Genomic DNA, 18,805 nt, shown 5'->3' on the forward strand with positions numbered 1-18,805 from the left:
CTCAGGGGCGCTGGACCAGATGATCGGGCGCGATACCGGCCCGCTCGATGGCCGCATTCACATCCGCGCCGGCGAAAAAGCCGTAGCCGGTGATCAGCGCCGAGGCGACGCCGGCGGTCTGCGCGCCGAGGATATCGGTATGCAGGCTGTCGCCAACCATGAGCACCCGGTCGCGCGGCACGTCGCGGATCCGGGCAAAGGCCAGGTCGTAGATATTCCCGAACGGCTTGCCGAAGAACCGGGGCGCGACGCCCGTGGCCTCGGCCAAGCGGTGCGCGAAATGGCCCGGCTCCACGGAAAAGCCCTGCTCGCGCGGGGCGACGATATCGGGGTTGCCGACCCAGACCTCGCGCGGACGGTCCTTGAGCGCGTGCTCCAGCAGGGCGTGGCGTTCTTCGGTCCAGGCGGCAGAGCCCAGCAGCAGGAACGCCTCGGCCTCGGCGTAGGGGGCAGTGTCTTCGGCAAGATAGGTCAGGTCGAGCCCTTCCAGATCGGCCCGGCCAAGGGACTCGGTGGCCATCAGGCCCCAGTGGCGGGCGGGCGCGGCCCGCACCGCGGCCAGCAGCGTCTTGCGGCTGGTGATCACGTCCTCGGGGGCGAAGTCGTAGCCAAGGCGGGCGTATTTCGCCATCAGCGATGCATGGGGATAGCCGGCGGCGTTCGACACCACCATCACCCGCTTGCCGGCGGCCTGCAGGTCCGCCACGCGTTCCGGCGCCCCGGGGATGGCGGATTCACCGATGTTCAGCACCCCGAACGCATCCAGCAGGAACACGTCGTAATCGTCGGCGATCTCGACCAGGGTTTCCGATTGCCGCGGCCCGCCCGAGGCCACCGGCACGGGCAGGCGGGCGCGCGCCGCCTCGTAGGCGTCGAACGCCTGCTGCGATGTCAGCATCATCAGATGATCGCCCCGCGCACCTTTGCCGACACCCACTCGCTGAGCACCACGAAGGCGAGGATCACCAGCAGGATCAGGCTGACCTGCGGCCAGGCCAGAACGTTCAGCGAGGACTGAAGCTGAAGCCCGATGCCGCCCGCGCCCACCAGCCCCAGAACGGTCGATTCGCGGATGTTGATGTCCCAGCGGAACACCGCGATCCCGGCGAAGGCGGGCAGGATCTGCGGCACGATCCCGTAGGCCATGACCTGCCAGCGGCTGGCCCCGGTGGCGGTAATCGCCTCGACCTGGGCATGGTCGATCTCCTCGATCGCCTCGTAGAGCAGCTTGGCGCAGAACCCGATGGACCGGATCGCGATGGCGATGACCCCGGCGAAGACGCCCGGCCCGATGATCGCAATCAGCAAGAGCGCCCATATCAGCGAGTTGATCGAGCGGGTGGAGACGATGATCAAGAGCGCGACGGGCCGGATGAACAGCTTTGACGGCGTGGTGTTGCGCGCCGCCAGAAAGGCCACCGGCACCGCCATGACCAGCGCCATCAGCGTGCCCAGCGTGGCGATGTTCAGCGTGTCCCAGATCGGTCGGCCCAACTGGGCGATGTATTCCCAGCGCGGCGGCGTGGCCCGTGTCCAGATATCGCCGGCGATGCGCGGGGCGTCCCAAACGAAGAACCATGTCGTCGCCTCGGAAATCTGTTGCCAGCAATAGACGAAGACAGCGGTGCCGATCAGCCACGCCGCCCAATGGGTCAGCGCCTGGCCCTGGGTGCGGCGGCGCCAGATCTGGGTATCGCCCTTTTCGAGAACCGGCATTACTGCACCCTCGCCCGGATGACGCCCGACAGATATTCCAATGCCATCACGATCACGATGATCAGGATGAGGATCGCGGCGGCGGTGTCGTATTCGTAGCGGTCGAAGGCGGTGTTGAGCGTCGCCCCGATACCGCCCGCGCCCACCAGCCCCAGGATCGCGCTTTCACGGAAATTGATGTCGAGCCGGTACATCGAAAGCCCGATCAGCCGCGGCATTACCTGCGGCTGGACACCGTAATTGATCCATTGCATCCAGCGCGCGCCCGAGGCGCGGATCGCCTCGGCCTGCGCACGGTCCATGCTTTCGATATCCTCCGCCAAGAGCTTGGACAGAAAGCCGATGGTCGCAAAGCTGAGCGTCAGGAAACCCGCCAGCGGGCCAAAGCCGAAGATCGCGACCAGAAGGATCGCCACGATGATTTCCTGAAGCGCGCGGCTGATGGCCACGATACCCCGGCAGATCAGGTAGACCGGCAAGGGCGCTATATTGCGCGCGGCCCCCAGCCCGATGGGAATGGAAATTGCAATGCCCACGACCGATGCGGCGACCGTCATCACGATGCTTTCGGCCATGCCGGTCCAGATATCGCCCGCGCGGCTGACGAAGTCGGGCCGGGTGAAGGCCATGACGAAGGCCGCCCCTCGGTCCAGCCCCTCATAGACCCGGGCCCAGTTCACCTCGATCGTGGCGAAAGCCGCGACAAGGTAGGCGACGAAGCCCGCGTAGATCGACCAGCGCAGCCAGGCCCGCTTGATGAAGGGCTGCTTTTTCCAGCCTTTGCCCAGCAGGTCGTGCAGCTCGTTGCTCATTCCGCGGCCTCGATATCTTCTTCGGGGTCGTCGACTTTCTCGATCGTGGCCTCCCAGTCTTCCTCGCCGTAGATCGAGGTCAGCACCTCGGGCGTCAGGCCATCCGGCGCACCGTCGAACGCGATCTCGCCCAGGCGCAGACCGACGACGCGGGAGACGAACCTCTGCGCCAGCGCCACGTCATGGATGTTGATGATCGCGGCCAGCCCGCGTTCGGCGCACAATTCGCAGATCAGCCGCATGATCTGGCGGCTGGTCTTGGGGTCGAGGCTGGCGGTAGGTTCGTCCACCAACAAAAGCTTGGGGTTCTGGATCAGCGCGCGGCAGATCCCCACCCGCTGGCGCTGCCCGCCCGAAAGCTCGTCGGCGCGCTTGTCGGCCATGGCCAGCAGGCCCACACGGTCGAGCAGGCGAAACGCCTCGTCCACGTCCGCCTGCTGGTAACGCCTTGTGAAGCTGCGCCAGAAGCCGACATATCCCAGCCGGCCGGACAGCACGTTCTCCATCACCGTCAAACGTTCGACAAGCGCATATTCCTGAAAGATCATGCCCATCTCGCGCCGGGCCCGGCGCAGGGGCCCCGACGGCAGACGCGCGATATCGGTGCCGTCCAGCAGCACCTTGCCCGATGTCGGTTCCACCAGCCGGTTGATACAGCGGATCAGCGTTGACTTGCCCGCCCCGGACGGCCCGATCAGCGCCATGACCTGGCCTTTCGGCACTTCGAGATCGATATCCTTCAGCGCCTGGTCGCCCGTCTTGTAGGTCTTTGTCAGACCCTCCAGCCTCAGCATTCCCGCCTCCCCGTAGGTTCGTTGGGGGCGGCGATCACACCGCCCCCGGTCGCGTCATTCGCACGCGTAGCTGACGTCGTTGGCCGCGTCGATCTTGCGGATCACCTCCCAGTATTCCTGATAGGTGATCGGAATGAACTGGCCTTCGCCGTTCTTCTCGAACTCTTCCAGCAGGCTCGATCCTTCCCATTCGAAGTTGAAGAAGGCGTTCTGGATCTTTTCCTGCAACTCCGGTGTCAGGTTGTAGACCACGCCGTAGCCTGTCGTCGGAAAGGTCTGCGACTTGTAGATCGAGACGATCTGGTCCTCGGCGACGACGTCACGCTCGATCATGCGGCCCATCACGGAGTTGGCCACAGCCGCAGCCGGGTAGTCCTTGTTGGCGACGCCCAGGATCGAGTTGTCGTGCTTGCCCGAGAAGACCGGCTCGAAATCGCGGTCGGGGATCATGTCGTAATCGGCCTTCAGGATCGCCGAGGGCGCCTTGAAACCCGAATTCGAGGTGGGCGACGTGAAGGCCAGCTTGCCGCCCTTGATATCCTCGATGCTCTCGATGCCCGAGTCGGGATAGGTGATGATTTCCATCTCGTAGCCGAAGCTGCCGTCGGGCGCGGCCATGATGGTGAACGGACGGAAACCGGCGCAATTGACCGCCAGCGGGTTAGAGCCGGTGTTGAAGCCGGAGATGTGCAGCCGGCCCGAGCGCATCGCCTCGATCTGGGCGGCGTTCGACTGGACGGGGAAGAACATCACCTCCTTGCCGGTCTCCGCTTCCAGGTGGGTCAGGAAATCGGCCCAGGCGGTCTTGTAGACGGCCGGGTCCTCGACGGGGGTATAGGCGAAAACCAGCGTATCGGGGTCGAGCCACTGGTCGGACTCCTCGGGGATGTCGGCGATCAGGTCGCCGTCGCGGTCGCAGAAGCGGTCGTCGAGGTCGCCCCTGGGGCAATCCTCCTGCGCCTGGGCGGCCATTCCGAAGGCGCCCAGAGCCGCCGCAGCGGCGACCGTGGTCAAAAGCGTGGTCAGTCTGGTCATTGTCTCGTCTCCCTTGATTGGATCAGGCCGGGTTGCCCCCGGCACTTCTTGTAACTGTCTGATTACGTTGCTCTGGTGATCGCCACCCCCCGCCGTTGCAGAATGGCGCTCAGCGCGCCCGCCGGGGCGCGGTCGGTCACGACCGACCCGATCTCTTCGGGGGCGGCGACGCGGGCCATGCCGTGCCGGTCGAACTTGGCGCTGTCGACCAGCAGATGGCTTTCGCGGCTGACCGACAGCATCGCCCGCTTGACGGCCGCAAAGCCGCGCACCGTTTCGAACACCCCGTCCACGGCCAGCGCGGTGGCGCCGATCATGCAGCGCCCGGCGCGATGACGTTTCAGGAAGTCGACGGTTTCGGTCCCGGTCACGGCGGCCTCGGCGGGGTCGTAATCGCCCGGTGCCACGATGACCCGAACCGCGGCGCTCTGGCCCAGCGCCATCGTCACCGGCAGGCTGTTGGTGATGACCGTGCAGCTTACATCACGATGGGCGATGAAACGGGCGGCCTGCAGCGTCGTGGACCCGGAATCGATCATCACCACGTCGCCCGGCTGCACCAGCTCGGCCGCGCGGCGGCCGATCCTTTCCCGCTCTTCGAGCCGGTTTTGATTGCGCTCGTCGAAATCGGGATAGCGCCCCTGTGGCGCAGCCGAGGCCCCGCCATGGGACCGGCACAACAGCCCGTGCTGGCTGAGTTCCTCGAAATCGCGCCGGATGGTCTCGGATGACACGCCGAAGCGCGCGGCAAGCTCTGCGATTCCGACATGGGGCCGCAGGCGGAGTTCAAGCAGGATCTGCTCACGCCGCTCGGCCTTGGCCAGCCGCGGGCGTGTTGTCTCGCCCCGATGCGCCGACAGCTGCATGTTCTCTCCCCGCGCCGCGTGGGGGCAGCGCCCCCCGTCCATGGAACGAGGGAAATCCCACAAAATGCAAGAAATTTGTTGCCAATTCACACGCCCCCTTGTGAAGCTTTCATGACGGGCTTTTACGGAAACGGCGCGCTATGCGCCCAAGGGCAGCCCCAGGCATGGCTCTTACGGGGCAAGAACGGTGCGATGAGAAAATACTACCTTCCGGTCGCGATCGGGACACTTCTTTTCGCCTTCTGGTTCAGCCCGGACGTGCAGGAAATCGCCGCGGGCGTGGCGATCTTCCTTTTCGGGATGCTGATGCTGGAGGACGGCTTCAAGCTGTTCGGCGGCGGCCGGCTGGAACGGCTGCTGACGGCGGCCACCCGGTCGACCGGGCGCGCACTGTCCTTCGGGATCGTCTCGACGACGCTTTTGCAATCCAGCTCGCTCGTCTCGGTCATCACCATCTCGTTCCTCAGCGCCGGGCTGATCTCGCTGGTCGGCGGCGTGGGCATCATCTTTGGCGCCAATATCGGCACGACCACGGGCGCCTGGCTGGTGGCGGGGCTGGGGCTGAAGGTCGATATCGCCTCTTACGCCATGCCGATGATCGCGGTCGGCATCGTGATGGTCTTCCAGAAACAGAAGCTGTGGCGCGGCGCCGGCTATGCCCTCGGCGGGTTGGGGTTCCTGTTTCTCGGAATTCACCACATGAAAGAGGGGTTCGAGGCGTTCCGCGACCAGATCGACCTGACGCGGTTCGCCTTGCCCGGGCTCGTGGGCCTGCTGGTCTACTCAGCCTTCGGCATGGTTGCGACGGTCATCATGCAATCCAGCCATGCCACCATGGTGCTGGTCATCACGGCCCTCGCCGCGGGCCAGCTGACCTACGATAACGCGCTTGCGCTGGCCATCGGGGCGAATATCGGCACCACCGTCACCGCGATCATCGGCTCGCTCGGCGCCAATTTCCAGGGCAAGCGGCTGGCGCTGGCGCATCTGATCTTCAACCTTACGACAGCGGCGGTGGCGCTGGCCCTGATCGTGCCGCTGCGCGAGGCGGTCGACTGGATCAGCGCGCTTGTCGGTATCGCGGCCAGCGACTACGCGCTCAAGTTGGCGGTGTTCCACACCATATTCAACGTGCTCGGCGTGTTGTTGATGCTGCCGGTGCTGGGGCGGCTGGTGGTCTTTCTCGAACGGCGGATCGGCGAGCCCGTGCCGGACGTGAGCCAGCCACGCTATCTGAACGAGGCGATCGACCAGTTTCCCGAAACGTTGGAAAGCGCCCTGCGCAAGGAGGTGCTACACCTCTATGACAACGCGACCGAACTGATCTTTCACGGCCTGAACCTGCATCGGAGCGAGGTATTCGAGGCCGATAACATCGCCCAGGCGGTCCGGCAGAGCCGCGCCATTATCGAGCTGGATATCGACGAGCGCTACGAGCGCAAGATCAAGACGCTTCACGCGGCCATCGTCGATTTCACCACGCGGGTCGGCGGCAAGCGCCTGGCGCCCGAGATTGCCGATCGCATCTACGCGCTGCGGGACGTGGCAACAGGGATCGTCACGGCGGTGAAATCGGTCAAGCACCTGCGCAAGAACGTGCTTCGCTACACCACGCATCCGCAGGGCAAGGTGACCGATCTCTATGACGGGCTGCGCACCGAAATCGCCCGCGTCATCGTGGAAATCCGAAAGTTCGACCTCGCCACGGAAGAGGAGCGCAGCGTGCTGTGGCTGGATCAGGAGCGGGCGCAGCTCGAAGACGACTCGCGTTCGTCCGCGCGCCGGGTCGAAGACCTGATCCGCAAGGGCCATATCAGCCCGGCCGCGGCGACCTCGTTTCTCAACGATTCAGGATATGCCTACGGGGCGATGCGTGGCCTCGTCGCGGCGGCCCGCGCCTATTACGTGGAGCGGGACAGGGCCGTGGCCGAGGTCGAACAGTTGATCGGGTTCGACGAGGAGGACTTACAGGATGCCGCACGAGACTCCGCTGCGGGCCAGCATGCCGGGGGCACACCGGACCGCAACAGAACTGTCATGTGACGAGGCTATCATGGCCGGATGGACGGCCGGATTGGAAAATTACCGATGGGGTTGAAGAAGCTCGCCGCAAAGGTGGCCGACTATAAGCAACGGCTTGAAAAGGGCCAGACCAGCGAGATCAAGCCGGACCACGTGCAAAAGGTGCTGGCGAAGCTTGAGAAAAAACAGGTCGATCTCAAGGCCAGGTTTGACGCTGAGACCGACCCGGGGGAACGCGAACGCCTGACGGGCAAGCTCGGCATCGCGCGGGAACAGATCGCCCGCGCGCGGTGGTTGCTGGACGAGTTGGACTGAACACGACCCGCGCAAGGGCGGCCGTCACATCAGCTTGCGATGAATTTCCGGTACGAATTCCTGTTCTTCGATCGGGGCGCGCTCAACGTGTCGCTCCGGCGGCCTTGGCTTCAGGGCGACAGGCTCCTGCGCGACGGCGCTGTATGGGATCAGCGACAGCAGGTGGCTGATGCAGTTCAGCCGGGCATGTCGCTTGACCTCGGAATCGACGACATACCAAGGCGAGTCCTCGGTGTCGGTATGGGCGAACATCGCGTCCTTCGCCTGCGAGTACTCGACCCAGCGATTGCGCCCTTCCAGGTCCATCGGACTGAGCTTCCATTTCTTTGTGGGGTCGTCGAGCCGGGCACGCAGGCGGCGATCCTGCTCTTGCTGGCTAACCGAGAACCAGTACTTGACGAGCTGGACGCCTGAGCGCATCAGCATGCGCTCGAATTCGGGGCAGCTTCGCAGGAATTCCCGGTATTCCTCGTCCGAGCAAAAACCCATCACGCGCTCGACGCCGGCGCGGTTGTACCAGGACCGGTCGAACAGGACGATCTCACCGGCCGCGGGCAGGTGCGCGACGTAGCGTTGATAATACCACTGGGTCTTTTCCCGGTCGGTCGGCGCAGGCAGAGCGACGACACGGCAGACCCGCGGGTTGAGCGGTGCGGTGATCCGCTTGATCGTGCCGCCCTTGCCGGCGGCATCGCGCCCCTCGAAGAGGATGGCGACCTTGTGGCCGCTGGCCCTCACCCATTCCTGCAGCTTGACGAGTTCCACATGCAGTCGGGCGAGTTCGGCTGCGTATACCTTTTTGCGAACCTTATTCGATGCCTTCGCCGAATTTTCGAACATTGGTGTTTCCAGGGATCAGGCCGTTTCGCGACATCCTAAGCCCTCACGGCAGGTTCGCAAAACCCCCATCCGGTGCAGCGACACAGCGCCCCTTGCCGGACAGGCCGCGCCAGTCCGATACGCGATGCGGCCTGGAACGCGGGTAATAGGTCACCAGGCATGTCCGCGCGTCAGGCATCCTGCAATCCAGGGCATGCAAAGCTGTGCCGGCTCGGGTTGCTCCCGTCGTCGGGCATTTCGAGTTAGCGTTTGAGGAACTGGTGTAATTTCGTCACCTTCGACGGTGTGAGCCCGGGTGGCCATCGAGGTGTATGGTCGAGGTGGATTTTGACGACTTCAACCATGGACCTTACGAAGACCCCGATGACCAAGACCAACATGGACCTGTCCGAGCTTCTGGCCAAGCACGACCAGGGCGACTTCCTGCGCAGCATCGCCGAGGCCGTGCTCCAGCTGATCATGGAGAACGACGTGGAAGGCCTGATCGGCGCCGGACGGCACGAACGCAACGGCGAACGCACGACGTGGCGGAACGGGTACGGGAGTGAAACAAACCCATGTGGCGCAGCTCACCAACAATGGCTTTCAAGCCTTACCGGCCGTTGGCCGCCGTCGCGGCGAAAGTCCGCAGCCCCGCGCCGCGCATAGACCCTCCATTCGGTATTGATGGTATCCCGCCGAGAGGCCGCTCCAGTTCGTCCATTCATATGATGCACGGCGCAAACGGCGGTTCGTGACTCGACCGGCTTTCATCCGGCGTTCATGAAAAGGGGCGGCTCTCTTTCATCGTGACGTGATAGATTGATGAGCTGGGCGGGGCAGCTCATGGCCATCCTTGCCAGCTGACAGGGCATTGAATGAGATATCCGATCTTTCGCGACCGGTCGCGTGTCGACCTCAGAAACCGTGTTCTGAAACCGGGCAGGGCGCCGGAGGTGAAAAACCGGCCATGGGCCGATCTCGCGCATGCCTGGGTCATGGTCCATTATTCGCAGCGTCTGGCACGACCCCGGCGGACTAGTTCATCTTCTCCTGCTGCGCGCCGGAGTGCCGTGGAAACAGGTTCCGCCACCGGATTGAACTTGTCTGACCGATCGCCCGGGGAGCTGCCATGAATACGACCACGCTATTCAGCCTGATTTCGGCTCTCGTCGTGGCGCTTATGCTGGGGTTGGCGGGGCTGACGCTTTACAGCATCGAGAAATCGCGCTGGTGGGACACTCGCACGCGTCTCGCGCAGGACTCTCACCGGCTGCACCTGGAACTTGAGGCGAACATCTTCCGGCTGTTCAAACAACATGGCGACGCCCTGCTGATCGGCGACCGGGACGGCGGTGCGGGGGAGCGCGAGCTGATGCAGAGGATCGCGCAAAACCTGGCCGACATTCGCACAACCATTGCCCGCGAAATCCAGCTGGTCGGCGAAGAGGAATTCGCAGAGCTGGATACGCTAAATCTTATCGAGGCCGATGTGCAGCGGGTGACCACCGCGCTGGACTCCTTTTCCGCCTCCGGCGAGCGGCTGGATACCTCGGTGCAGATCGAGCGCCTCGCGGCCCTGCTCGACCGCGAGATCGACATCACGCTGACTCGGCGGATAGATACCGCGCTCGCTGAGGAGTTGTCCGAAGTCGAGGAGGTCGTGACCGAAGCTGCTGCCTTCCGCCGCACCAACCGCGCGGTGGTCCTAGGCTTTGTTGCCCTGTCAATCGGGTTGATGGCCCTCGCGGCGTTGTCCTTCAACAGCCAGATCCGGCGGCCGCTGACCGCCCTGCCCGGAAAGCTGTCGGCGTTGCGGCAGGGCGATTACGAGGCACCGATGGCGCTGGACGGCGGGCGCGAGTTTCGGGAGCTTGGCCATGTGCTGGGCGACATGGCGCAAGGCCTTGCCCAGCGCGACGTCAGCCGCGAGGAACGCAGGCGCGAGCTGGAGTCGCAAGTCGCAGCCAGGACGCGGGAGTTGCACGGGCTGGTGACCCAGCTTGAAACCGGAAATGCGACTCGAAAGCGGTTGATGGCCGATATCAGCCACGAGCTGCGCACGCCACTGTCGATCATCCTCGGCGAGGCGGAAGTCGCGCTACGCACGGCGCGTGCCCTGCCGACCGAAACCTCTGACACGCTGGCGCGCATCCGCGATGCCGCCCGGCACACCAACCAGATTGTCGACGACATGCTGACGGTCGCGCGCCACGAGGCAGGGCAATTGCGGTTGGACAAGCGCGAGAGCGACTTCAGCGTGGTGCTGCGCGACGCGGTCGAGATCTTCCCGCGAACCGTCTCGCTGTCACTTCCTGAAACGCCCCTGCGTGTGGTGGTCGACCGGATCAGGCTGCGCCAGTCGATCCTGGCCGTGTTTCATAACGCGCACCGCTATGGCGGGCCGACGATCACTGCATCGCTTGCGCTAGAGAACGGTATAGCGCGGCTGGTCGTCGAGGATGACGGCCCGGGCATGAGCGAGCAGGACAAGGCCCAGGCCTTCGAGCGGTTCTTCCGCGGCTCCAACGCATCGGGCCAGCCCCATGAGGGCAGCGGCCTCGGCTTGCCCATCGTCAAGGCCATCGTCGAGGCCCATGGCGGGCAGATCGCCCTGCAAGACGGAGCGGCCGGGGGCCTCCGCGTCGTGATCGAACTGCCCGCGGGCCCCAAGGTCAGGCTGGTCGATCCGGGTGCCAACGGCGGATTATCGCGCCGGACGGCGTGAACCGCTTGCGTGAAACCGCCGCCGGCTTATCTAAACCCGGAAATTTGATCCCGCCCTGCGGCATGGTCGCCGCCGATGCTCTGTTCCGAATGCTGGCATGAATATTCTGTTCATCGAGGATGAAACCCGCGTAGCCGACTTCGTGCGGCGCGGCCTGGGGGCCGAGGGCTGGACGGTGGATCATGCCCCGGACGGCGAAACCGGGCTGGAACGCGCGCAATCCAATGCCTACGACCTGATCCTTCTCGACCTGATGCTTCCGGGCATCCAGGGGCAGGAAGTCTGCCGCAAGCTGCGCGCCCGCAACGTCAACATGCCGATCCTTATGCTGACTGCGCTCGATGCGCCCGAGGAAAAGGTGCAGGGGCTTAGGATGGGGGCGGACGATTACCTGGCCAAGCCGTTCGATTTCGACGAACTGGTCGCCCGCATCGAGGCGCTGCACCGGCGGGCGACCGGCTATAACGGCGAGGCGGAGGACGGACAACTGAGTGTCGGCGACATCGCCTTCGACCGCGCCTCGATGGTCGTCACGCTGGCGGGCCGAGAGATCGAGCTTTCCAAGACGGAACGCGATTTGCTGGTCCTGTTCATGACCAACCGAGACCGCGTGCTGTCGCGCGAGCGAATTCTCAACGCGGTCTGGGGCGTGAACGCCGACCCTCTGACGAATGTGGTCGATGTCTATGTCGGGCGAATCCGGCGAAAGCTTGGGCCGGAAGGCCAACACATCGTGACCTTGCGCAACGTCGGCTACCGGATGAGCTGAACGCAGAGGGCGCGCAGCCTGATCTATTTGGAAAAGAGTTCCCCGCGGTTTTATGCGCGGGGGGTCTAATTGTGCGGGGACCGACGCGGAAAGACATCGGCGGATCGGCGGCCAGGGCTTCAGCGCCCCGGCTCGCGGACGCATCAGTGCCTGGCCGCCTCTGCGCCTAGGACAAGAGGTCGAAGACCTCGCCACCGATCGAGATATTGATCTCGTCCTCGTCCCCGCCGTCGACCAGCGCCCACAGCACCACACCGGCCGGCCGATAGACCACGAAAGCTTCCTCGATGTCATCGTCCCCAGAGCGATCGCCGCCGGTCCCGGCACTATGGGTGAACTGCAGGTTGAAATCACCCGCCGAGGCTCCGTCGCCACCGAAGAGCAGCACGTCGCCTTCGGCCGCGGCATAGTCCTGAACCCAGTCCGAGCCATGATCGGCGATACCCAGGTGGTAGAAGCTGTCCGCGCCCGTGCCGCCGTTCACCCGGTCGAACCCGAAGCCGCCGTTCACGAAATCGTCGCCGTCGCCACCGAACACGAGGTCTGAAAGCCCAGACCCGGTGATCACGTCGTCGTCGTCCTGGCCACGCAACTCGTCGGCCCCGGCGCCGCCAGCGATGGTGTCGCGGCCGCCCATGCCGAAGACCAGGTCGTTGCCATGGCCCGCATCGATGATGTCGTCGCCGTCGCCACCATAGATCTCGTCGCGGAGGTCGTCCTCGGTATCGCCGCCATAGATCGTGTCATCGCCGTCGCCACCGTTGATGGTATCGCGTCCGTCGCCGCCATAGATCGTGTCGTCGCCGCCCTCACCGAAGATCCGGTCGTCGCCCCCATAGGCATAGACCTCGTCGGCATCGTCGGTGCCCGTCAGTGAATCGTCGTCGTCGGTTCCGTCGTCATCTCCATCATCGTCATCGTCGTCATCAGTTCCATCGTCGTCATCAGTTCCGTCGTCGTCATCGTCGTCCGTGTCGTCGTCATCTCCATCATCGTCATCGTCGTCGGTTCCGTCGTCATCATCATCGTCGTCATCAGTTCCGTCGTCGTGACGGGTGTCGTCATCATCTTCGTCGTCATCTCCATCATCGTCGTCGTCGTCGGTTCCGTCGTCATCATCGTCGTCATCGGTTCCGTCGTCGTCATCATCGTCGTCATCGGTTCCGTCGTCGTCACTATCGTCGTCGTCGTCACCATGGTCATCGTCGCCGCTATCCTGGTCATCATCCGAGGAGTCGTCGTCATCAGCCTCGTCGTCATCCTCGCCTTCGAGAAGCGCGAACTGTTCGGGCAATGCTCCATCCGCTTCGGCCTCATCTTCGTCAGGCGTTGCGGTGTGCAAGCGGGCGCGATCGTCCTCGTCAAGGAATTCGAAATCGACACTCAGCTCGTCGATGCTCGTCAGCAGGGAGGATGTAAGGTCGGTCATTGCTATTCTCCATGGAAAATGAAGTCAATTTGATGCGCGACACCGCGTGCGCGAAGCCGGGTTGCGTTGCGCCTCACATGACGCGCGTCATAGCTGCGTCATGAGTTGCGATCTGCCCGCACGCAGCACGTCGTGGCGGTCTGCACCATACGATCTGGAGGCGCGGTGCACTCCAAGGTTTCGGTAAAGGTTTCTCTACCAGTCAGGCTTTACTCCGCACCAAGGTACCGGACCACACGGCCCATGGCTTTTCGGGAGAGTTACAAACACATGAAAAACAGATGAACGTCCGGAACCGGGACCTGGTTTCCTCGGTGCAACTCGTAGCGGACGTTCATCGATCTTGCAGCGAACTTCCGGTTTCCTGAAGGTTTTTCGATGCGGGCCGCGGCGCGACGTGGGCGGCCGGGAGGTGGCGGCCCGCATCAAAAAACCTTCAGGGCACTCGCCGTCCAGGACGATGTCCTCGCGAAGGAGACCAGCCGCCTCGGCGAGGCGCATCCCCGTATCCGACACCAACGCAACAACCCACCGAAGATCATCGTCGAGACGCTTGCACTCCCTCTGGACGGCTCGGAGTGCATCAGTGGGAAGAGGGACGCGATGCTTCACCCCCGCCCGGCGGTCGAAATAGACGCTTCCAAAGGGGTTGGTCATCGTGACGCCAAGCTCGCTGGCGGCGAAGTTGACGATGGACCGGACCGGCCCAAAGATACGCGCGATGCTGCTGCCCGTGAGCCCGCGCTTGACCAATGCGACCCTGAAGCCGTTCGCATCTGCCTTAGAGTGGGCCCGCAGGTCCTTGTCGCCGCATACGTCGATCACGTAGCCGCAAGACCGCTCGGCGGCCCTGTGGAAGATGACGGGACGTCCCTGCCCCTTCAGGCGCAGGTAGATCGCGACCGCTTCAGAGAGCTTCACCGTATCGCTGACGGACTCCGGGGCTTGGCTCGCTTCGCCGCCACTGGCCAACCTCAGTCGATGCTTCCCGGGCAACTCCGCGTCTTTGACCCGAAGATGGTACCAGAAGTCGTCCAGTTGAACTGCGGCACGTCTGGCCCTCGGCGCCGCCACCTTCACCGACCGCGTCCTCAGCGAATAGGTGATCTTCCGGGTATCGTAGTGCCGCTGAACGTCCCGAGGGACCCGTCGCTCGAAGTAGTAGATGCCGTTTTTGGTAAACGAGAAAGGGACCGTAATGTCATATGCCATGTCCTACGCCCGCGCAGTTTCCTCAAGAAACTGAGGCGTATCAATATGTTGGCGAGGCGAGTGGTGCCCGGGGGCGGAATCGAACCACCGACACGAGGATTTTCAATCCACTGCTCTACCCCTGAGCTACCCGGGCACGGGTGAAGCCTATGGCTTCAGGTGGCGTGTGTTTAGGCGAGCGGGTCGGTGCTGTCCAGAGGGTCTGGGGGCGCGATGGGCAATTTTTGGCGCTTGGGGACGGGGTGTGGGCATCCTCAGTGACGGCGCGGCCTTTCCAGCGTTTCCTCCTCGGCGGCCAGGTCTTCGGGTTCGGCCGGCTCACCGGGGATCGCGTAGTGACCCGACAGCCATTTTCCCAGGTCCAGATCGGCGCAGCGGCGTGAGCAGAACGGGCGGCAGGCGGGATCGGTCGGTTTTTTGCAGATCGGGCATTTCATCGCAGCAGGGTCTCGGCAAGGGGCAGACGTTCGCGTTTGCGGGTGAGTTCAAGGTGGCCCAGCGGCGTCCAGCCGACAAGGGTGGTATCTACCGCGTCGGCGCGGAGGGCCGCGCCTACAGCCTGTTCGACGCGCACCCGGTCTTTCTTGGGCATGGGCGCGAAATCGACAACAACCTGTCCGCCGAGGCCCATAAGGCGCAACAGCCGCGGCAGCGCCCGCGCGGCGGCGATGTTGGCCTTCAGCCCGGCGGCAGGCGAGGTGTCGGGGCCTGTATTGACGTCGACGGCGACAAGCGCGCGGGTGGGCTCGACCCAGATCGTGCCGCCGCCGGGCAGCGCCTCGGGGCCGGCAAGCGCGTCGATCGCCTCTGGCACGCCGGCCTGGGCGAAGCATCCGGGGCGGTCGATCACCTCGTCGGGGTCGGGGTCGGCCCAGTCGCGCCAGGCCCGGCTATGGGCGTCGGGCGCGTCGAGGAAGAGGTCCGGCGGCCCCTCGGCGGGCTCGGACAGGATGTCCTGCGCGAGGCCCCGCATCACGGCGATGTCATCGGCGATCGCGTCTTGGGTCACCCCGGCCGTGGCCGAGCGCAGGATCAGGCCGAACCGGCTGTCCGCCCCCTGCATCGCCGCGTGGGCGATGGCGAGCAGACGGTCGCGTTCGTCCTCGTCGCGGATCGCGCGCGAGACGTTGAGGCCCGGCGCGTCGGGGGTAACGATGGCGTAGCGGCTCTTGAACAGCAGGCGCGGCGTGACCGGCACGGCCTTGCCCGGCTCGGCATAGCCGGTAACCTGCACAAACAGCCCCTGCCCCGGCGCCAGCCCCTTGGCCTGGCGCAGAAAGGCCCGGCCCTCGGGCAAGCGTAGAAACACGCCGCCCTGCCCCTTGACCTGACGGTCGACCACGGCGCGAAAGATCGCGCCGGGGGCGTGCGTACCCTCGGGCGGGTCGATCAGCAGATCCTCTAGCCGCCCGTCGACCATCAGTGCGGCGGCCTTGCGGCCCGCGATCTCGTCCAGCAGGACGCTACGCCCCTTCATCGCTGGCCCCCGTAAAGCGGATAGCCCGCCCCCGTCAGCAGCGCCGCGGTTTCGGCCAAAGGCAGGCCCACGACGGCGGAAAACGAGCCGTTGATCCAAGGTACGAAGGCCCCGGCCATCCCCTGGATGCCGTAGCCGCCCGCCTTGCCCTGCCACTCGCCCGAGCGCAGGTAGGCGCTGATCTCGTCGTCGGAAAGACGCTTGAGTTTTACCGCCGTCACCACGTCGCGCTCCCACAGCCTGTCGCCCAGGCGCAGGGCCACGGCGGTGATCACCTTGTGCCGCCGCCCCGAGAGCGCCAGCAGGAACTGGGCCGCCTCGCCCGCGTCGGCAGGCTTGCCGAGGATGCGCCGGCCCAGCGCCACGGTGGTGTCGGCGCAAAGCACCAGTTCGTCCTCGGCGGCGTTTACCGCGCGGGCCTTTTCGGTGGCCATGCGCGCGCAATACGGGCGCGGCAACTCGCCCTTTTCCGGGGTTTCGTCGATATCGGCGGGGCGGGTGCCATCGGGCACGACCCCGATCTGCGCCAGCAGCTCTTTCCGGCGCGGGCTGGCTGAGCCCAGGATCAGCCGCAACGCTTACTTGAAGCGGTAGTTGATCCGACCCTTGGTCAGATCGTAGGGGGTCATCTCAACCTGAACCCGGTCGCCGGCCAGAACCCGGATACGGTTTTTCCGCATCTTTCCTGCCGTATGCGCAATGATCTCATGGCCGTTTTCAAGCTCGACCCGGAATGTCGCGTTCGGCAGGAGTTCCTTCACGACGCCGGGAAATTCGAGCATTTCTTCCTTGGCCATGGTCACTCCATATTTGTGGTGCCCGCCAGTCTTGCGGACAGCGCTTTACATGCGCCCGATTTACCTGATTTTCAAGGCTTAAATGCGCGCAGGTCTGCCGTATTGGGCGGGATGGCGCGCGGCGGCTGCTCGGCCCAGTGGGCCAGGTTGCGCACCGCGCCCCCGGCGCGGACGCGGGCGATGGCGACGCGGTCGGCCTGGGCATAGACCCATCCGGGGGCGTTCAGCGGCCCCTCGGCCAGCACCCCGGTTTCGGGAAACCCCAGGTCCGGCGGCCCGTAAATGGCTGCGGCGCCGACATTTTCATCGATCGCCGGGCACCATGGGGCGGCGCCCACGGTGGGCGCCTGCACGACCACGCATTGCCCTTCCAGCGCGCGGGCCATGGCGGCGATGCGCACCCGCCAATACCCCGCCAGCGTGTCGGTGCAGGAGGGCACCAGCAGGATATCGGCACCCGCCTCGATCAGCGCGCGGGCGAGCAGCGGGAACTCTGCGTCATAACAGATCAGAACGCCGATCCGGCCAAGCGCGGTATCGAAAAGGCGAAGCGGCCCGCCCGGTACCACGTTCCAGTCCTCGCGCTCGAAGCGCGTCATGATCTGCTTGTCCTGGGCGGCGGTCGCGCCGTCGGGCGTGAACAGCCGCGCCCGGTTGACAGGCCGCTCCCCGGCCCAGACCGGCGCGCTGGCCCCGAGGATGTGCACCTCGTGGGCAATGGCGAGACGCGCGTTCAGCGCATCTGTCCGCTCGACGAGGTCCGAGACCGCCCGGAGCGACCCCTCCAGCTGGCCCGCCACGGCGGCGCCCGCCAGCGAGGCCAGCTCCATCGCGCCGTATTCGGGGAAGACCAGAAGGTCGGCCCCTTCCCCCGCGGCCTCGGTCACCCAGGCGGTCAGCTTGGCCTCGTAACCGGCCCAGTCGTCGTGCCAGTCGACCGGCCAGGCGGCGGCGGCGAGTCTCATAGGCGGCGCATCCAGAATTGCAGCGGGTGGCGCGCGGCCTCGGGCTGGTCGAGGTCTTTCCAGGTGAATTGCGCAACCACGCCCGGCAAGGGCGCGTACCCGCGCTTGCGCCAGAATACATCCAGCGGTCGGTAATCGGCGGGCCGCAAGGGGTGGTCGTCGGGCCGGATCACCCCGCAAAAGGCACTGAACCGGTGGCCCAGCGCGCGGGCATGGGCCTCGCGCGCGTCGAAAAAGGCGTGCCCCGCCCCCTGCCCGCGATAGCCGGGCAAGAGCACGCTTTCGGCACAATAGAATATGTCCGACAGGTCATGCCCAGTGCCCGCGAAGGCGGCGGCGAAATCATCGGCGTGGTCCTGCATCGGCGTGCCGGTGGCGGCCCCCACCAGCCGGTCCCGGTCGAACGCCCCCACCAGGATGGCGCGCGGGTTGTCCCGGTAGCTGGCCATATAGTGCCGCTCATAGGCGAGATCGCCGTCGTAAAGGTAGGGCCATTCGCGGAACACCGCGATCCGCAGGGCGGCGAGGTCGTCGAGCGCCGCCTCCAGACCGGCGCCGGTCAGGGTGTGAAAGCGCAGGCTCATGCCTCCTCGCCCCGCCGCGGCGGGCCGAAGCGGTCGATCAACCGCCGGGCGATCTGGTCGCGCGCCTGGCGATAGGCGGCCAGCTTGTCCTCTCGGGTCTCGCCCAGCCCCGATGGGTCGAGCACCGGCCAGTATTCCACCTCGAGATGATAATAGCGGGTCAGTTCCTGCGCCCGGCGCAGGCTGGCGGGCGACATCGCCACGATCAGGTCGAAGCCCGACAGGTCGTCGCCCCAATCCTCCATCTCGTCGAAGGACCGCGTCCGGTGACGTTCCAGCGGGATGTCCATCTCGGCGCAGACCGCGATGGAAAACCCGTCGATCTCGCGGTCGTTGCGCACGCCGACCGACTGCACGTAGACCTCATGGCCGTAGTACTTCTTCATCAGGCCCTCGGCCATGGGCGAGCGGACGGAGTTGTGGTCGCAGCAGAACAAGACCGAGGACGGGAGCGCGCCGGCCACC

Annotated in this window: 20 protein-coding genes, 1 tRNA gene and 1 pseudogene; 5 read left to right on the forward strand and 17 right to left on the reverse strand. The window is 65.1% G+C overall.

Annotated elements, in window-relative coordinates:
- Position 1 precedes the first annotated feature (1 nt).
- From Ga0609869_RS16735 to Ga0609869_RS16760, 6 genes are all read right to left on the reverse strand, one after another.
- Entirely contained in the window at positions 2 to 901 is a 900-nt protein-coding gene (locus Ga0609869_RS16735) for an HAD-IIA family hydrolase (RefSeq protein ID WP_125403625.1), read from the reverse strand.
- A complete protein-coding gene (gene phnE, locus Ga0609869_RS16740) occupies positions 901 to 1,716 on the reverse strand; it encodes a phosphonate ABC transporter, permease protein PhnE (RefSeq protein ID WP_125403626.1) in 816 nt (271 codons plus the stop codon). The genes Ga0609869_RS16735 and phnE (Ga0609869_RS16740) overlap by 1 nt, the downstream gene beginning before the upstream one ends.
- Positions 1,716 to 2,528, reverse strand: coding sequence for a phosphonate ABC transporter, permease protein PhnE (gene phnE, locus Ga0609869_RS16745; RefSeq protein ID WP_125403627.1), 813 nt, complete (start codon positions 2,526 to 2,528; stop codon positions 1,716 to 1,718). Before phnE (Ga0609869_RS16745) ends, phnE (Ga0609869_RS16740) begins: the two co-directional genes overlap by 1 nt.
- The gene (gene phnC, locus Ga0609869_RS16750; protein ID WP_125403628.1) at positions 2,525 to 3,322 is read right to left on the reverse strand and encodes a phosphonate ABC transporter ATP-binding protein; all 798 of its coding nucleotides are present in this window, start codon (positions 3,320 to 3,322) and stop codon (positions 2,525 to 2,527) included. Before phnC ends, phnE (Ga0609869_RS16745) begins: the two co-directional genes overlap by 4 nt.
- Positions 3,323 to 3,376: 54 nt before the next feature.
- Positions 3,377 to 4,357 (reverse strand): phosphate/phosphite/phosphonate ABC transporter substrate-binding protein, encoded by a 981-nt coding sequence (phnD, locus tag Ga0609869_RS16755; RefSeq protein ID WP_125403629.1) that lies wholly within the window; start codon positions 4,355 to 4,357, stop codon positions 3,377 to 3,379.
- 62 nt (positions 4,358 to 4,419) lie between these two features.
- Entirely contained in the window at positions 4,420 to 5,223 is an 804-nt protein-coding gene (locus Ga0609869_RS16760; RefSeq protein ID WP_125403630.1) for a DeoR/GlpR family DNA-binding transcription regulator, read from the reverse strand.
- Positions 5,224 to 5,415: 192 nt separating this feature from the next.
- Here Ga0609869_RS16760 and Ga0609869_RS16765 point away from each other — a divergent pair, with 192 nt between their 5' ends.
- Both Ga0609869_RS16765 and Ga0609869_RS16770 read left to right on the forward strand, forming a co-directional pair.
- Entirely contained in the window at positions 5,416 to 7,266 is a 1,851-nt protein-coding gene (locus Ga0609869_RS16765) for a Na/Pi cotransporter family protein (RefSeq protein ID WP_125403631.1), read from the forward strand.
- A 51-nt stretch (positions 7,267 to 7,317) separates the two neighbouring features.
- Positions 7,318 to 7,560, forward strand: a complete 243-nt coding sequence (locus Ga0609869_RS16770; RefSeq protein ID WP_125403632.1) for a hypothetical protein — start codon at positions 7,318 to 7,320, stop codon at positions 7,558 to 7,560.
- Positions 7,561 to 7,584: 24 nt separating this feature from the next.
- On the opposite strand, the gene ppk2 is transcribed toward Ga0609869_RS16770, so the two are convergent.
- Positions 7,585 to 8,400: a polyphosphate kinase 2 gene (ppk2, locus tag Ga0609869_RS16775; RefSeq protein ID WP_125403633.1), complete on the reverse strand. Its 816-nt coding sequence runs from the start codon at positions 8,398 to 8,400 to the stop codon at positions 7,585 to 7,587.
- Positions 8,401 to 8,763: 363 nt separating this feature from the next.
- Here ppk2 and Ga0609869_RS16780 point away from each other — a divergent pair.
- The 3 genes and pseudogenes from Ga0609869_RS16780 to Ga0609869_RS16790 form a co-directional block, all read left to right on the forward strand.
- Positions 8,764 to 8,940 (forward strand): annotated as a pseudogene (locus Ga0609869_RS16780) (transposase); the annotation flags it as partial.
- A gap of 571 nt (positions 8,941 to 9,511) precedes the next feature.
- The gene (locus Ga0609869_RS16785; protein ID WP_125403634.1) at positions 9,512 to 11,107 is read left to right on the forward strand and encodes a sensor histidine kinase; all 1,596 of its coding nucleotides are present in this window, start codon (positions 9,512 to 9,514) and stop codon (positions 11,105 to 11,107) included.
- Positions 11,108 to 11,204: 97 nt separating this feature from the next.
- Entirely contained in the window at positions 11,205 to 11,876 is a 672-nt protein-coding gene (locus Ga0609869_RS16790; RefSeq protein WP_125403635.1) for a response regulator transcription factor, read from the forward strand.
- A gap of 166 nt (positions 11,877 to 12,042) precedes the next feature.
- Here the strand turns inward: Ga0609869_RS16790 and Ga0609869_RS16795 are convergent, their stop codons facing one another.
- The 10 genes from Ga0609869_RS16795 to Ga0609869_RS16840 all read right to left on the reverse strand — a co-directional run bounded on the left by Ga0609869_RS16795 (position 12,043) and on the right by Ga0609869_RS16840 (position 18,804).
- Positions 12,043 to 13,305: a calcium-binding protein gene (locus Ga0609869_RS16795; RefSeq protein ID WP_170168759.1), complete on the reverse strand. Its 1,263-nt coding sequence runs from the start codon at positions 13,303 to 13,305 to the stop codon at positions 12,043 to 12,045.
- A 195-nt stretch (positions 13,306 to 13,500) separates the two neighbouring features.
- Positions 13,501 to 14,517 carry a DUF6538 domain-containing protein gene (locus tag Ga0609869_RS16800; RefSeq protein ID WP_125403639.1) on the reverse strand — a complete coding sequence of 339 codons (1,017 nt, stop codon included), beginning with the start codon at positions 14,515 to 14,517 and terminating at the stop codon, positions 13,501 to 13,503.
- 61 nt (positions 14,518 to 14,578) lie between these two features.
- Positions 14,579 to 14,653: transfer RNA gene (locus tag Ga0609869_RS16805), tRNA-Phe, on the reverse strand.
- Between the two features lie 118 nt (positions 14,654 to 14,771).
- Complete coding sequence (locus Ga0609869_RS16810) at positions 14,772 to 14,954, reverse strand: DNA gyrase inhibitor YacG (RefSeq protein ID WP_125403640.1); 183 nt, start codon at positions 14,952 to 14,954, stop codon at positions 14,772 to 14,774.
- Complete coding sequence (locus tag Ga0609869_RS16815; protein ID WP_125403641.1) at positions 14,951 to 15,994, reverse strand: ribonuclease E/G; 1,044 nt, start codon at positions 15,992 to 15,994, stop codon at positions 14,951 to 14,953. Before Ga0609869_RS16815 ends, Ga0609869_RS16810 begins: the two co-directional genes overlap by 4 nt.
- The gene (locus Ga0609869_RS16820) at positions 15,991 to 16,569 is read right to left on the reverse strand and encodes a Maf family protein (RefSeq protein WP_125403642.1); all 579 of its coding nucleotides are present in this window, start codon (positions 16,567 to 16,569) and stop codon (positions 15,991 to 15,993) included. The genes Ga0609869_RS16815 and Ga0609869_RS16820 overlap by 4 nt, the downstream gene beginning before the upstream one ends.
- Before the next feature lie 3 nt (positions 16,570 to 16,572).
- Positions 16,573 to 16,791 carry a translation initiation factor IF-1 gene (infA, locus tag Ga0609869_RS16825; protein WP_037209844.1) on the reverse strand — a complete coding sequence of 73 codons (219 nt, stop codon included), beginning with the start codon at positions 16,789 to 16,791 and terminating at the stop codon, positions 16,573 to 16,575.
- Positions 16,792 to 16,862: 71 nt separating this feature from the next.
- Positions 16,863 to 17,756 carry a carbon-nitrogen hydrolase family protein gene (locus Ga0609869_RS16830; RefSeq protein WP_125403643.1) on the reverse strand — a complete coding sequence of 298 codons (894 nt, stop codon included), beginning with the start codon at positions 17,754 to 17,756 and terminating at the stop codon, positions 16,863 to 16,865.
- The gene (locus Ga0609869_RS16835) at positions 17,753 to 18,340 is read right to left on the reverse strand and encodes a GNAT family N-acetyltransferase (RefSeq protein ID WP_125403644.1); all 588 of its coding nucleotides are present in this window, start codon (positions 18,338 to 18,340) and stop codon (positions 17,753 to 17,755) included. Before Ga0609869_RS16835 ends, Ga0609869_RS16830 begins: the two co-directional genes overlap by 4 nt.
- The gene (locus Ga0609869_RS16840; protein WP_125403645.1) at positions 18,337 to 18,804 is read right to left on the reverse strand and encodes an arsenate-mycothiol transferase ArsC; all 468 of its coding nucleotides are present in this window, start codon (positions 18,802 to 18,804) and stop codon (positions 18,337 to 18,339) included. Before Ga0609869_RS16840 ends, Ga0609869_RS16835 begins: the two co-directional genes overlap by 4 nt.
- Position 18,805 lies beyond the last annotated feature (1 nt).

This window comes from Rhodovulum iodosum, from assembly GCF_041020385.1.
GTDB lineage: Bacteria > Pseudomonadota > Alphaproteobacteria > Rhodobacterales > Rhodobacteraceae > Rhodovulum > Rhodovulum iodosum.